The sequence below is a fragment of the Rhodophyticola porphyridii genome, from assembly GCF_003688285.1.
GTDB classification, from domain to species: Bacteria; Pseudomonadota; Alphaproteobacteria; order Rhodobacterales; family Rhodobacteraceae; genus Rhodophyticola; species Rhodophyticola porphyridii.
This window is the reverse complement of record NZ_RCNT01000009.1, coordinates 138,391-150,860: the sequence shown is the minus strand read 5'-3', so window position 1 is coordinate 150,860 and position 12,470 is coordinate 138,391. Positions and strand designations below refer to the sequence as shown.

16 protein-coding genes are annotated in these 12,470 nt (G+C 63.4%); 7 read left to right on the top strand and 9 right to left on the bottom strand.

The window, feature by feature from the left end; genetic code table 11:
- Positions 1–10: 10 nt before the first annotated feature.
- Entirely contained in the window at positions 11–1,132 is a 1,122-nt protein-coding gene (locus tag D9R08_RS16605; RefSeq protein WP_121899184.1) for a beta-ketoacyl-ACP synthase III, read from the top strand.
- 22 nt (positions 1,133–1,154) lie between these two features.
- On the opposite strand, the gene D9R08_RS16600 is transcribed toward D9R08_RS16605, so the two are convergent.
- Entirely contained in the window at positions 1,155–1,607 is a 453-nt protein-coding gene (locus D9R08_RS16600) for a hypothetical protein (RefSeq protein ID WP_121899183.1), read from the bottom strand.
- A gap of 335 nt (positions 1,608–1,942) precedes the next feature.
- On the opposite strand from D9R08_RS16600, the gene D9R08_RS16595 reads away from it, so the two are divergent.
- Positions 1,943–2,527: a thymidine kinase gene (locus tag D9R08_RS16595; protein WP_121899182.1), complete on the top strand. Its 585-nt coding sequence runs from the start codon at positions 1,943–1,945 to the stop codon at positions 2,525–2,527.
- Positions 2,520–3,107 (top strand): GNAT family N-acetyltransferase, encoded by a 588-nt coding sequence (locus D9R08_RS16590; protein WP_233557537.1) that lies wholly within the window; start codon positions 2,520–2,522, stop codon positions 3,105–3,107. Before D9R08_RS16595 ends, D9R08_RS16590 begins: the two co-directional genes overlap by 8 nt.
- Here D9R08_RS16590 and D9R08_RS16585 read toward each other — a convergent pair.
- From D9R08_RS16585 to D9R08_RS16560, 6 genes are all read right to left on the bottom strand, one after another.
- Positions 3,104–4,051, bottom strand: coding sequence for a 2-hydroxyacid dehydrogenase (locus tag D9R08_RS16585; protein WP_121899180.1), 948 nt, complete (start codon positions 4,049–4,051; stop codon positions 3,104–3,106). The two genes, D9R08_RS16590 and D9R08_RS16585, sit on opposite strands and share 4 nt — an antisense overlap.
- Positions 4,051–4,389 (bottom strand): tRNA-binding protein, encoded by a 339-nt coding sequence (locus tag D9R08_RS16580; RefSeq protein WP_121899179.1) that lies wholly within the window; start codon positions 4,387–4,389, stop codon positions 4,051–4,053. Before D9R08_RS16580 ends, D9R08_RS16585 begins: the two co-directional genes overlap by 1 nt.
- Before the next feature lie 4 nt (positions 4,390–4,393).
- A complete protein-coding gene (proC, locus tag D9R08_RS16575) occupies positions 4,394–5,206 on the bottom strand; it encodes a pyrroline-5-carboxylate reductase (RefSeq protein ID WP_121899232.1) in 813 nt (270 codons plus the stop codon).
- 29 nt (positions 5,207–5,235) lie between these two features.
- Positions 5,236–5,739 (bottom strand): type III secretion system chaperone family protein, encoded by a 504-nt coding sequence (locus tag D9R08_RS16570; protein ID WP_121899178.1) that lies wholly within the window; start codon positions 5,737–5,739, stop codon positions 5,236–5,238.
- Between the two features lie 258 nt (positions 5,740–5,997).
- Complete coding sequence (locus tag D9R08_RS16565; protein WP_121899177.1) at positions 5,998–6,525, bottom strand: hypothetical protein; 528 nt, start codon at positions 6,523–6,525, stop codon at positions 5,998–6,000.
- A 49-nt stretch (positions 6,526–6,574) separates the two neighbouring features.
- The gene (locus tag D9R08_RS16560) at positions 6,575–6,826 is read right to left on the bottom strand and encodes an accessory factor UbiK family protein (RefSeq protein ID WP_121899231.1); all 252 of its coding nucleotides are present in this window, start codon (positions 6,824–6,826) and stop codon (positions 6,575–6,577) included.
- A gap of 113 nt (positions 6,827–6,939) precedes the next feature.
- Between D9R08_RS16560 and lgt the strand changes: the two genes are divergently transcribed.
- From lgt to D9R08_RS19550, 4 genes are all read left to right on the top strand, one after another.
- Positions 6,940–7,854: a prolipoprotein diacylglyceryl transferase gene (gene lgt / locus D9R08_RS16555; protein ID WP_121899176.1), complete on the top strand. Its 915-nt coding sequence runs from the start codon at positions 6,940–6,942 to the stop codon at positions 7,852–7,854.
- Complete coding sequence (locus D9R08_RS16550) at positions 7,851–8,948, top strand: class I SAM-dependent methyltransferase (RefSeq protein ID WP_233557536.1); 1,098 nt, start codon at positions 7,851–7,853, stop codon at positions 8,946–8,948. The genes lgt and D9R08_RS16550 overlap by 4 nt, the downstream gene beginning before the upstream one ends.
- On the top strand, positions 8,923–9,696 hold the full coding sequence (gene pgeF, locus D9R08_RS16545) for a peptidoglycan editing factor PgeF (RefSeq protein ID WP_121899174.1): 774 nt from the start codon (positions 8,923–8,925) through the stop codon (positions 9,694–9,696). The genes D9R08_RS16550 and pgeF overlap by 26 nt, the downstream gene beginning before the upstream one ends.
- Before the next feature lie 286 nt (positions 9,697–9,982).
- A complete protein-coding gene (locus D9R08_RS19550; protein WP_267898159.1) occupies positions 9,983–10,114 on the top strand; it encodes a hypothetical protein in 132 nt (43 codons plus the stop codon).
- Positions 10,115–10,184: 70 nt separating this feature from the next.
- Here the strand turns inward: D9R08_RS19550 and D9R08_RS16540 are convergent, their stop codons facing one another.
- Both D9R08_RS16540 and D9R08_RS16535 read right to left on the bottom strand, forming a co-directional pair.
- Positions 10,185–11,840, bottom strand: a complete 1,656-nt coding sequence (locus tag D9R08_RS16540) for a tetratricopeptide repeat-containing sulfotransferase family protein (protein ID WP_121899173.1) — start codon at positions 11,838–11,840, stop codon at positions 10,185–10,187.
- Positions 11,837–12,337 (bottom strand): Lrp/AsnC family transcriptional regulator, encoded by a 501-nt coding sequence (locus D9R08_RS16535; RefSeq protein ID WP_121899172.1) that lies wholly within the window; start codon positions 12,335–12,337, stop codon positions 11,837–11,839. The genes D9R08_RS16540 and D9R08_RS16535 overlap by 4 nt, the downstream gene beginning before the upstream one ends.
- Positions 12,338–12,470: the final 133 nt, after the last annotated feature.

Below are 12,470 nucleotides of genomic sequence, written 5' to 3'. Positions count from 1 at the left end.
GAGGGCCAGGATGCACCAGCCAGCGATCACCGGAACGGGCGTGTTCACGCCCAGCCAGATCATCACCAATGACGAGCTCGTGGCCGCGTTCAACGCCCATGCGGATCTCTACAATGCTGAAAATGCCGAGAAAATCGCTGCCGGCCTGCTTGAGCCCAAGCCCCATTCCTCCTCCGAGTTCATTCACGCCGCCTCCGGCATCGAGCAGCGCTATGTGCTTGACAAGACAGGCGTTCTCGATCCCGAGGTGATGCATCCCTGGCTGCGGGAGCGGGACGACGACGAACCCGGCCAGATGGCCGAAATGGCGCTGGAGGCCTGCACCCAAGCCCTTGAGATGGCCGGGAAAACCGCCGGCGATGTGGATGCGGTCCTCTGCGCCGCCTCCAATCACGAGCGCGCCTATCCCGCCGTGGCCATCGAGATACAGGATCTCCTTGGAATTCAGGGCTTTGCCTTCGATATGAACGTCGCCTGTTCCTCCGCCACCTTCGGTATGCAGGCCGCCGCCGACATGATCCGCTCCGGCAGCATCAGAAGTGCGCTGGTGGTGAATCCCGAAATCTGTTCCGCCCATCTGGAATGGCGCGACCGCGATTGCCACTTCATCTTCGGCGATGTCTGCACGGCGGTCCTGATCGAACGGGCCGAGGACGCCAAGGGCCCGCATTTCCTGATAAAATCCACACGCTGCGCGACGCAGTTCTCCAACAATATCCGCAACAATAACGGCTTTCTGCGCCGCACCCGCAAGGACCATATGGAAGATCGCCGCGACATGCAGTTCATGCAGAACGGGCGCAAGGTCTTCAAGGAGGTCCTGCCCCTCGTCTCCAAGCATATCGCCGATCACATGGCCGACGAAGGCGTCGCCGCGACCGACCTGAAACGCCTCTGGCTTCATCAGGCGAACAAGACCATGAACGACTATATCGGCAAGAAAGTCCTCGGTCGTGACCCTGCCGACGGCGAACAGCCCAACATCCTGCAGGATTACGCCAACACGTCATCCGCAGGCAGCATCATCGCTTTTGCCAAGTATTCCAAAGACCTGCAGGCGGGTGACACCGGCCTGATCTGTTCTTTCGGCGCCGGGTATTCGGTGGGCTCGGTAATCCTGGAGCGTGCCTGACGCGCCGTTCACCTCTGCCGTACTAGGAGGATGTCTCGTCTTCCAGATGCAGTTTCATCTCCAGCAGCACCTTCTGGATCTCCAGCGTCTCGCGCAGCAGGCGTTTGGCTTCGTTGATGGTTATCACACCGTCCGCAATCGACTGGTGATACTCCGCCATCAGCATCGCAAACCGCTGGCTCAGCGCGACCACGTCGGAATTCACCCCGCCCTCACGGCCCTCGTTGGGCCGCGGTTCGTCATAGCTGAGCGTGATGCCCTGCAACTCCGCCAGGGCGGTCGTCACATGGGGGAACTGCGCCGCCGTTTCCAGCGCCGCCACCGCGTCGATCGGAATGAACCGGTCCGCGTGTTCCGGCGCGTCCGAGAAGTAGCGGCCAAGCGTCGCCTTGGACTTGCCCGTGACGTCGCATGCCGCGGCAAAGCCCACATCCTTGATTAACGCCTCGGTATGTTTCTTCAGGTAGCTTCCCACGGATCCGCCCTTGCCCGAAACTGATTATCCGGGGAAATCAAATCGCTTTTTCCCATGATGGTCAATCGCGTCGGATGGCAGGGTGATCCGGCCTCCCGTGTCTGGAGGTGGTTAATCAGTAATCGGCCGTTGTACCTGGCCGATCGGGTGGGGGTTCGTCGCCATGGCCGATCCGGTCTGGCCGGGGTTCGCGCCATTGTGCGGCGAACCCTGTCGCCGGTGTCCATCCCCCGTGACACCGGCACGGCCCGACCGGCCTCACGGAACCGGTCCGATGCCGGCACCCCCACCCGCCATGTCTTGCGCCGCCCCCCGGGCTGGGGCAAATCTGTCAAATGGCCAAGCTCTACTTCCATTACTCAACCATGAACGCGGGTAAATCCACCCTGCTGCTTCAGGCGTCCTACAACTATAACGAACGCGGAATGCAGACCTATCTGTTGACCGCAAATTTCGATGACCGGTCCGGGACCGGCCGGATCGGCAGCCGGATCGGGATTGCCGCCGAGGCCGACACCTATACGCAAACCGATGATCTGCATGCCAAAATCGCGGCCCGCCTGGAACAGGGCCCATGCGCCTGCGTGTTGATCGACGAGGCGCAGTGGATGACCCGCGACCAGGTCTGGCAGTTGGCGCGCGCCGTCGACGATCTGGGTGTGCCGGTCATGTGCTACGGGCTACGCGTCGATTTTCAGGGGCAGCTGTTCCCCGGCTCCGCGGCACTTCTGGCGCTGGCCGACGAGATGCGCGAGGTGCGCACGATCTGTCATTGCGGGCGCAAGGCGACCATGGTGATCCGCGTCGACGAAAGCGGCAAGGCCGTGACCCACGGGGCACAGATCGAGGTTGGCGGGAATGACAGATACGTATCGCTCTGCAGGCGGCACTGGCGCGAGGAAACCGGGGATCGTGGCTGAGCTGACCCTCGTCTCCGGATTCCCCGAGCATCAGAGAGAGCGGGTCGCGCGGCTTTACTGGCAGGCGTTCCGGGGCAAGCTGGGCCGGGTTTTGGGGCCGGATGACAAGGCGCTGCGGTTTCTGACACCGGTTCTGCACGGATCCCATGCCATATCCGCCCTGAATGCAGACGACGCGCTTGTGGGTGTCGCCGGGTTTTCCACCCCTCAGGACACGTTTGTCGCCGGAACCGAAGCCGACCTTTGCAAGATTTACGGACGCTTCGGGGCGATGTGGCGCGGCTTGCTACTTGAGATGCTGGAGCGCCCCAGATCGACGGAGATCCTCGTGATGGACGGGATTTTCGTGGCGCCCGAGGCCCGCGGGCAGGGCGTCGGCTCGGCGCTGCTTGACGGCATCGTCGACGAGGCGAAAGCGCGCGGCTTGACGGGCGTGCGTCTGGATGTGATCGACTCCAATCCGCGGGCAAAGGCGCTTTACCAGCGCAAGGGCTTCGTCGCCGGCACGCCACAAAAGCTGGGACCGCTGAAATGGGTCTTCGGCTTCTCGTCGGTCACGCCGATGATCAAACCGGTCTAGACCGGGTTCGGCAAGGGCTCGCCATCCGCAAGGGCGATCACATTGGCCAGCGCCATCCGCCCCATCGCCTCGCGCACCTCCAAAGCCGCCGTGCCGAGATGCGGCAACAGGGTGACGTTCTCCATCCGCGTCAACGCCTCGGGCACTGCAGGCTCGAACTCGTAGACATCAAGCCCCGCCCCGCCGATCCGGCCGGATTGCAATGCGGCGACAAGCGCCGTTTCGTCGATGACGTCGCCACGCGAGATATTCACCAAAATGGCGTGGGGCCGCATCGCCGCCAGCACATCGGCATCTATGTGGTGATTGGTTTCCGCCCCGCCCGGCAGGGCGATTACAACGATATCCGCCGTGCTCACAGCCTCAGGAAGGGACAGGCGGTCGGCCGGAAAGTCGACGGTCTTGGCGGAGCGGTTGGCATAGACGATGCGGCAGCCGAACCCGAAATGGCACCGCCGCGCAATCGCCTGACCGATCCGGCCCATGCCGATGATCGCGACGGTCTTCCCGGTGACATGCAGGCCCAGCATCTGGGTCGGATGCCAGCCGGTCCACCGCCCCGCCCGCACCATTCGCTCGCCTTCACCAGCGCGACGGGCGGTCATCAGGATCAGCGTCATCGCGATATCTGCGGTGGCGTCGGTGACCGCGCCGGGCGTGTTGGTGACCGCGACCCCCGCGGCCTCTGCGGCGGCGGTGTCGATATGGTTGTACCCCACCCCGAAATTCGCCAGAAGCCTGCATCGCGGCGATGCGGCGGAGGCGAAAACCTCCGCGCCGAAGGCATCGCCAAGGGTCGGGATCACGGCATCCTGTTCAGCCAGTGCTGCGATGCATTCCGCCTGCGTCATCGGGCCGTCCCCGGCGCGGTCGGTAACGTCGAAGCGCGCCGCGGCCGCCGCCATGACACTGTCGGGAAGCCGGCGGGATATCAGCAGTTTCATCAATGCATCCTCTGCCCATTTTCGACCGGGATATCCGGCGCCAAAAGGACGATCCCACCTTCGGGGTCGGAGACACCGAGGACCAGAACCTCCGACCGCATGGGGCCGATCTGGCGCGGGGGAAAGTTCACGACGGCCATAACCTGCCGGCCGACCAGCGCCTCGGGCGTATAGTGGGCCGTGATCTGGGCGGAGGATTTCCTCTCTCCCAGATCGGGCCCGAAATCGATCCAGAGTCTGATTGCCGGTTTCCTGGCCTCGGGGAAGGGTTCCGCACGGGTGACCGTGCCGACGCGGATATCGACCTTCAGAAAGTCATCGAAACTGATCTCTGGCACCGGCTTACCCCTTCAGCGCTCGGGAACGCTCGGCGGCGGCAGTGACCGTGGCCCGCATCAAGGGGCCGAGCCCCGTTCGGGGATCCATCAGAACCTCAAGCCCGGCCTGGGTTGTGCCATTGGGAGAGGTCACGTTGACGCGAAGCTGCTCCGGGGTTTCGCCGGCGGCCATGGCAAGCGCCCCGGCCCCTGCCACCGTGGCCTTGGCCAGATCCATCGCCATCCCATCGGGCAGACCTTCGGCCCGGGCGGCGGCAGCCAACGCATCGATCATGTAGAACACATAGGCGGGGCCCGAACCGGACACGCCCGTTACCGCGTCGATCTGGTCTTCGGTTTCAAGCCGGACCACCTGCCCCACGGCCTCCAGCAGAGCCGCGGCAAGATCCATGTCTCCCGCGTCTGACGCCCCGTTTCCGATAATCGCGGTAATGCCCTTGCCGATCGCGGCAGGCGTGTTCGGCATCGCGCGAACCACACGGGTGTTCTCCCCAAGCGCCGCTTCGAAGGTTGCAATCGGTGTGCCCGCGGCGACCGAAATCACCAGCGTGCCGCCACCGCCGTAGCGGGCGAGTTGCGGCAGGGCCTCCTCCATCATCTGTGGCTTCACGGCGACCAGGGCGATTGCGGGATCGGCAGGCAGATCGGCGTTCAGATGCACGCCCCGTGCTCTCAACCAGTCGGATGGGTGCGGGTCGATCACCCATACCTTGTCGGACGGCAAACCCTTGGCGAGCCAGCCCTCAAGCATCGCCGATCCCATCTTGCCGCAGCCCAGCATCACCAGGCCGCGGCGCTTTACATCAGTGAATTTCATCATCCCTCCGGCATGTGCCGCAGGTGAGACTAGGCCCGGCCAAAGCTCTCCGCAATGGCGACCTGCATCGCCTCGGACGGGGTTGACTCTCCCCAGCAGGCCAGTTGGAAGGCCGGATAATACCGCTCGGCCGCCAGAACCGCCGTTTCCACCATGCAGGAAATCTGTTCGGGCGAGGCGAGTTGCTCGCCGGCCAGGACCAGCCCGTAGCGATACACCATCAGCCGTTGCGCATGCCAATAGCTGAACGCCCCGGCCCAGCATTTGTCATTGGCGAGGTTCAGCGTTTCATAGAGCTTGCCCAGCATCTCCTCGGGCGGCTCCATATCGAACGTACAAATCATTCGCAGGGTTTCGTCATAGGACGACCAGGCAAGCGTGACCGAATAAGTGCGCCACTGCCCTTCGATCGCCATGGCGATCTGGTCGTCGGCGACACGGTCGAAATCCCAATCGTGATGCGTGGCTATCGTCTCCACGATGTCGATCGGATGGATCTCATCGGTCTCGAAATACTGCTCGGAAAGTGACATTGCCCAGGCCTCTTTTTGTTAGCAGCCTCGGCGGGGTCTGGTCTTTTCGACCATGACGCCCACTAGAAGCTGGGTGTCTAACCTATGGGTCGCCGGATTGATCCCGACCCCATACAAGATATGGTGGGCCGTAGAGCCGGGCCTGTAAAGCAGTATTTTTGTGAATTCCCGCGCAGAGCCCCGCCACGCGGCTCTATCCACAGAAATCTGCAAGTGGTCAACAGGCTGCGGTCAGGTGGCCGGATCCGGCCGATCGCCTCAACCGGAGGAGACCAGCTTTTCGTGGTTGAGGCTCCGCCCCAGGCTCGCCCCGACCCATATGCCGACCGACCCGCAGATCGCCGCCGCAAGCAGCGAGTTCCAGACGGAAAACTGCCCTGCGGAGGAGGCGCCAAACGGGGCGGGAGACAGGATCGGCAGATACGATATCAGAACGCCGATGCCCTGCGTCGACAACAGGCTGAGCAGGAATGCCGCCAGACAGGCGGAGGTGCCGGTCCAGATCGGCCAGAACCGCGGATGCGCCAGCAGATCCCGCCGGATCAGGTAGCGGGCAAAAAGGACCGCGACTGTAAGCCCGGGGAGCCAGACAAGGAAACTGACGCCAGCGCCAAGGATCATGCCGAAAAAGGCCGAAAGCACAGCGCCCGAGCCATAGAAGACCGCAAGGATTAACATTTGAACGGCAACGATCACCCCAGTCCAGACCGCACCGACGAATGCGGCACGGAAGACCGTATGAGCGACGGAAGCAACCGGGTCTTGCGAGGGTAGATTTATGATCATGCCATCAGGTTTACCGGCCTAATTGGCCAAAAGGATGGTCATGCCGGGATTACTTTTTGGCTTTAGCGGCCTCAAGCGTCTCAATCCGCGCTTTCAGCGCCTCATTCTCTTCCCGGGCCTTCTGCGCCATTGCACGGACGGCGTCGAACTCCTCGCGGGTCACGAAATCACGATCCGCCAGCCAGCGATCCATCATCGACTTCAGTGCCGTCTCGGCCTCGTCCTTCGCGCCTTGGGCCACGCCCATCGCGTTGGTCATAAGCTGTGAGATATCTTCCATGATCTTGTTGCGGGTCTGCATCAGAGCCTCCATGTCGCCAAGGGCTGATATGGCGGCGCAAGGCGGCGGGATCAAGGTTGACTTCGCCGCAGGCACGCCCCATCCACAAGCCAATCACAGGCAACGGAGACCCTATGCAGGCCGCCATTCCCTTCCCAGACATTTCGCCGGAACTGATCTCGTTTACCATCGGAGGTTTCGAGCTGGCGCTGCGCTGGTACGCCCTGGCCTATATCGCGGCCCTGCTGATCGGCTGGCGTCTGGTGGTGATGGCGGTGCGGCGTCCGGCACTCTGGCCGGGCAACACCGCGCCGATGACGCCGGAGCATGTGGAAAACCTGGTCACCTGGGTCATCATCGGGGTCATTCTGGGCGGGCGGCTCGGTTTCGTTCTGTTCTACCAGCCCGGCTATTACCTGCAGAACCCGGCAGAGATTCCGATGATCTGGCAGGGCGGCATGGCCTTCCATGGCGGGCTTCTGGGCGTGGTCATCGCCGGCGCGCTGTTCTGCCGGGTCCACAAGCTGCCGATGGCCAGCGTGGGCGACGCGATGGCAATGGCGACGCCGCCGGGGCTGCTTCTGGGGCGCATCGCGAATTTCATCAATGCTGAACTCTGGGGGCGGCCCACTGACGCGCCATGGGGGGTGATCTTTCCCGGCGAATACGCGCAAAGCTGCCCCGGCCCGGTTGGCCTCGTGGAACGCGCCTGGGAAACTCTTTGCGCGCGCCACCCCTCGCAGCTTTACGAGGCCGGGCTGGAAGGCCTGCTTCTGGGCGCGGTGATCCTGTGGCTGATCTATCGCCGCGGCTGGCTGAAAATTCCGGGGCAGATCATGGGCCTGTTTCTTGCGGGCTACGGGCTTGGCCGGTTCATCGTCGAGTATTTCCGTCAGGCGGACCCGCAATTCATCACGCCGGACAATCCGCTTGGCCATGTGATTTCGCTCAGCCCTGAAATCGGGCTTAGCATGGGGCAGCTTCTGTCACTACCGATGCTGCTGGTCGGCATTGCCATCATCATCGTCGCCCGCAGGCGCGCCGCGTGACACCGCTTGGGCGTCGATTGATCGCGCGGATCGTCCGGACAGGACCGATTTCCGTCTCGGAATACATGACCGAATGCCTGCTCAATCCGCGCGACGGCTATTACACCACCCGCAATCCGCTCGGCGCCAGGGGCGATTTCATCACCGCACCTGAAATCAGCCAGATGTTCGGCGAAATCCTTGGCCTGTGGCTGGCGCAGGTATGGCTGGATCAGGGGCGCCCCCCCCATTTCGTGCTGGCCGAACTGGGGCCGGGGCGCGGGACGCTGATGGCCGATATCTTGCGAGCCACCACAATCGTGGAGGGATTTCACGCCGCGATGCACCTGGCTCTGGTGGAGGCTTCACCGGTTTTGCGGGCCCGCCAGAAGGCCGCGCTGCGGGGGCGGGAGCCGCTGTTTTGCGACCACGTGGGTGATCTCCCGGATGGTCCGCTCTTTCTGGTCGCGAACGAGTTCTTCGATGCCCTGCCGATCCGCCAGTTTCTGCGGGCGGACACCGGGTGGCACGAACGCCAGATAGGGACCGATGGCAGCCGCCTCTTCTGGGGGCTTGGCCCCGAGCGGGGGATCGCGGCGCTGGATGACGTTCTGCAGACCACCCCGCCTGGCCATCTGGTTGAGCTGAACGCCCCCGCCCTGCCGCTGGCCGAAGAGATCGGCAGGCGCATCGCCAAGGACGGCGGCGCTGCCCTGATCGTGGATTATGGCGATTGGGAAAGCCGGGGCGACACTCTTCAGGCGGTTGCGGGGCACGGCGCGGTCGACCCGCTGCAGGATCCGGGCACCGCCGATCTCACCGCACATCTGGCATTCGGGCCGCTGGCCCGCGCCGCGTCGCCCGCGCGCGCCACCACGCTTATCCCGCAGGGCGTGTTTCTCGAACGCCTGGGGATCGGCATGCGCGCCGAAAGACTCGCTGCGAAACTGAGCGGCCCGGCGCGCGAACAGCATATCGCCGCCCACAAGCGGTTGACGCACCCCGATGAAATGGGAACCTTGTTCAAAGTCATGGGCCTTTGCCCGCCAGACGCCCCGCCATTGCCCGCCCTGGAGCCCGCTGCCCCCGATGTCCCCGGTCACGACACGCCTTGAGCCTCTGACCTCCAGCCTTCTGGACGGCGTGAGACATGGTTTCTTCACCCGGAAGGGTGGGGCCTCTTCGGGTATTTTCGAAGGCTTGAATTGCGGCGGCGGGTCTTCGGACCAAGCTGAAATCGTCGCCATGAACCGGGACCGGGTCGCCGATGCGATGGGCGTCGACAGGGACCGCCTCGTGACGATCTATCAGGTGCATTCGAGCGACGCCGTCATGGTCACCGATGGCCGCCCCGATCCGGTTCCCCGGGCAGACGGCATCGTTACCGCGACACCGGGCACAGCGATTGCCGTGCTGACCGCGGATTGTCAGCCTGTCCTGTTCGCGGACCCCACGGCGGGGGTGATCGGGGCCGCCCATGCCGGATGGAAAGGCGCCCTGGATGGTGTGCTTGAACGCACGATCGAGGTCATGGTGGAGGCCGGCGCGCGGCGCGAAGATATTCGCGCGGCAATCGGGCCCACAATCAGCCAACGCTCCTATGAGGTCGGTCCGGAGTTCATCGACCGGTTTCTTGACGATGATCCCGAAACCGCGCGGTTCTTCATCAACGGGCCGGGCGACAGGTATCTGTTCGATCTTCCGGCCTACGGGCTGATGCGTCTGCGCACGGCAGGCATTGCGCAGGCGGAATGGACGCGGCATTGCACCTATTCCGACCCCTCGCATTTCTACTCCTACCGCCGGGCGACCCATGAGGGCGCCGCCGATTACGGCCGCCTTATCTCGGCGATTCGGCTTTAACCCTTCCTGACCTCACCGGCCCGTCTCCTTTGGCGGCAAGGCATCGCCGATTTGGGCAAGGTATGGGCAGCCCCTGCCCCGGCTCTGCCTCAAAGCAGCTGGCGTGGTCCATCTAGTTTCATGAAAATCGAGTTGAAACGCACGGCGACGGAGCCACATTTTCGCCACGGATTTTTACGGGAAATTAGGATAAAAGTCGCAAGACTGCCCCATTGAATGTGCAGATTGTTGCAAGGCGGGCAGCGCGCCCGAGCGAGCCACAAGATCTGCACAAAGGAACTGGGACATGGAAACGCGGCGTTGGATGACATCGGTTCTGGCTGAAAGCCGGAAAGACCTGATCCGGATGCCCTGGGAACGACAGGTCCGGGCAGAAAAGCGGGCGGAGACGGGCGAATTGCTCGACAAAGCCAGCTGAAACCATCGAGCGGAATGCTTGCAAGAGAGGGCGGCTAGAATGGCCGTCTTTTCTCTGTTCCTGGACCGGTTCAGAGCGTGATCTCTGTTTCCAGCGCCTTGATCAGAGGTTGCAGATCGTTTTCGAACCGTCGCCACGCCTGCACAGAGCCGCGATTGATCGGCTGGCGGATCTGCGCCACGCTCAAGGTCTTGACCGCCCGCCCGGTCCTCTCGGGATTGAGACAGGCAGGGTCCCAGCTCAACCCGCAGAAATCCAGGAGCTCGCGGATCTGGGGCTCCGGATCGTCTGTCAGCGCCTCGTAGGAAATCACTTTCACGCGGCCCGGCAATCGTTCCTGCCAGGCGGCGGTTACCGTCTCGAAAAGCCGAATGTACCGGCCGATCTCGGCCAGATCATAGGCGTAGCGATGTAAACCGTCGGGAAACTGGTTCTTGTAGATCGACAGGCCCACATCGCGCGGGTCGCGGTCCAGCAGAACGAATTTCGCATTCGGAAGGGCTCGGGCCACATAGCCCATCTGCGCGAAGGTGGAGATGGATTTATCCGTCGGGCGCCCCTTGCCCAGCCTGGCCCGCACCTTGTCGGCCCAGGCTGCGCCCGCCTTTTTCCAGGCCTCCGGAGAGGACGGTCGCCCGGCGCTCTGCGCCTCGACCAACGGCGTGATCGTCTCTCTGAACAAGGCCATCTCCCCGCCCGGGATGACATCGGGATGGGCACCCAGAATCGTCTCCACCAACGTTGTCCCCGACCGGGGCAGGCCGGTCACGAAAATCGGCGCGATATCGGGATACCCGTCGAACTGATCGGGCTCAAAGCTCCTCAGCCGTGACCGCGCCGTCTTCAGATCACTGTCAAATCCATACGGAAATTTCCTCGCCGTGATCCGGTTGGCGACATTGAGATGGGCGAAAACCTCGTCATACCGCGCCTGATCCTCCAGCGCCTTGGCCAGCGCAAAACACATCAGCCGCCTGCCTTCCGGATCGCTGACCCCTTCGGACAGCCGTGCCTCCAGCTCGGCCACATCCGGGGCACCCTTTGCCTGCCTGCGCCCGCGCATGAGCGCCAGCCACGCACCGCCATGGGCGGGTGCGGATTGCAGCGCCGCGCGCAGGTCGGCCTCGGCCCTGTCCAGTTGCCCCAGGGTCTGAAACAAGACCGCGCGCGCAACCCTGGGCGCCGCGGCAGTCGGGGCCAGTGCAATGGCTTCGGTCAGGACGGAAAGGGCGCCGTCATGGTCATCGGCATCGCCAAGCCGTGTGCCCATATGGGTCAGAACCTGCACGGCCGTTCCGCCCGCCTTGATCGCGGCGCGATAGGTCTGTCTGGCCTTCTCGCCCTGCCCTGCGGCAAGCAGATCGTCAGCCCTCGCCACGAGTTCCGCCGCGGTCGATCTGAGGGTCACCCCCGCCGCCTTCGCCTGACGCAGGACCTTTTCGCGGCCCCCCCCGCCGCTGACCCGTGCAAGAGCCTGCCAAAGCGCGGGCTCCTTGGGCTTCAGCTTGAGCGCGCGCCGATACCATTTGGCGGCACCGGGCAAATCGCCCGTTCTGGCGCTGATTTCGCCCATCTGGAACATCGGCTCGGCCAGCGGTTTCTGCTTTAGAATATCCAGATAAGCTTTTCGGGCGTCGGCGAGCCGCCCGGCCTGCTGAGCCTTGAGCGCGGCCTGATACGCCTCGGGTATGGACTGTCGCTTCGGCGGGAGTACCGGCTTCTTCATGCCGACTGGCTCAACCGATCCTCCATGACGTCGAAAGGCACACCCGGGTCGTCCTTGGCACCGCGGATCACCAGCGACGTGCGGACCGATGCGACGTTGGGCGCAGAGGTCAGATGCTCGGTCAGGAATGTCTGGAAGCTGCTCAGATCAGGGGCCACGCATTTAAGGATGAAGTCGATCTCGCCATTCAGCATGTGGCATTCGCGCACCAGCGGCCAGGACCGGCACAGGCTTTCGAAGGCGACCAGATCGGCCTCTGCCTGACTGTGCAGCCCGACCATCGCGAAGACCTGCACCTCGAACCCCAGTTGGCGGGCGTCGACATCGGCGTGATACCCCTTGATATACCCCGCCTCTTCCAGCGTGCGGACCCGGCGCAGACAGGGCGGCGCGGAGATGCCGACGCGCTTCGCCAGTTCCACATTGGTCATGCGGCCATCGTCCTGCAGCTCGGCCAGAATCTTTCTGTCGATCGGGTCGAGCTTGCTGCCTGCCATGGATGGAGCCCCTTCTCGCTTCGCCCCATGTCAGAATCGTCCCGATTCAAGACATGAAGCGCAACAATATTTCGCACTTGCGCAACATATGGAAGAGCTCAAAACCAAATGCAAGGCTTTCCGGTGCTGTATT

Coding starts and splice junctions, on each gene's coding strand:
- D9R08_RS16585 (WP_121899180.1), bottom strand. CDS start 4,051: ATGAAACTGCTGATATCCCGCCGGCTTCCCGACAGTGTCATGGCGGCG.
- D9R08_RS16595 (WP_121899182.1), top strand. CDS start 1,943: ATGGCCAAGCTCTACTTCCATTACTCAACCATGAACGCGGGTAAATCC.
- D9R08_RS19550 (WP_267898159.1), top strand. CDS start 9,983: ATGGAAACGCGGCGTTGGATGACATCGGTTCTGGCTGAAAGCCGGAAA.
- pgeF (WP_121899174.1), top strand. CDS start 8,923: ATGTCCCCGGTCACGACACGCCTTGAGCCTCTGACCTCCAGCCTTCTG.
- D9R08_RS16560 (WP_121899231.1), bottom strand. CDS start 6,826: ATGCAGACCCGCAACAAGATCATGGAAGATATCTCACAGCTTATGACC.
- lgt (WP_121899176.1), top strand. CDS start 6,940: ATGCAGGCCGCCATTCCCTTCCCAGACATTTCGCCGGAACTGATCTCG.
- D9R08_RS16565 (WP_121899177.1), bottom strand. CDS start 6,525: ATGATCATAAATCTACCCTCGCAAGACCCGGTTGCTTCCGTCGCTCAT.
- D9R08_RS16540 (WP_121899173.1), bottom strand. CDS start 11,840: ATGAAGAAGCCGGTACTCCCGCCGAAGCGACAGTCCATACCCGAGGCG.
- D9R08_RS16605 (WP_121899184.1), top strand. CDS start 11: ATGCACCAGCCAGCGATCACCGGAACGGGCGTGTTCACGCCCAGCCAG.
- D9R08_RS16570 (WP_121899178.1), bottom strand. CDS start 5,739: ATGTCACTTTCCGAGCAGTATTTCGAGACCGATGAGATCCATCCGATC.
- proC (WP_121899232.1), bottom strand. CDS start 5,206: ATGAAATTCACTGATGTAAAGCGCCGCGGCCTGGTGATGCTGGGCTGC.
- D9R08_RS16535 (WP_121899172.1), bottom strand. CDS start 12,337: ATGGCAGGCAGCAAGCTCGACCCGATCGACAGAAAGATTCTGGCCGAG.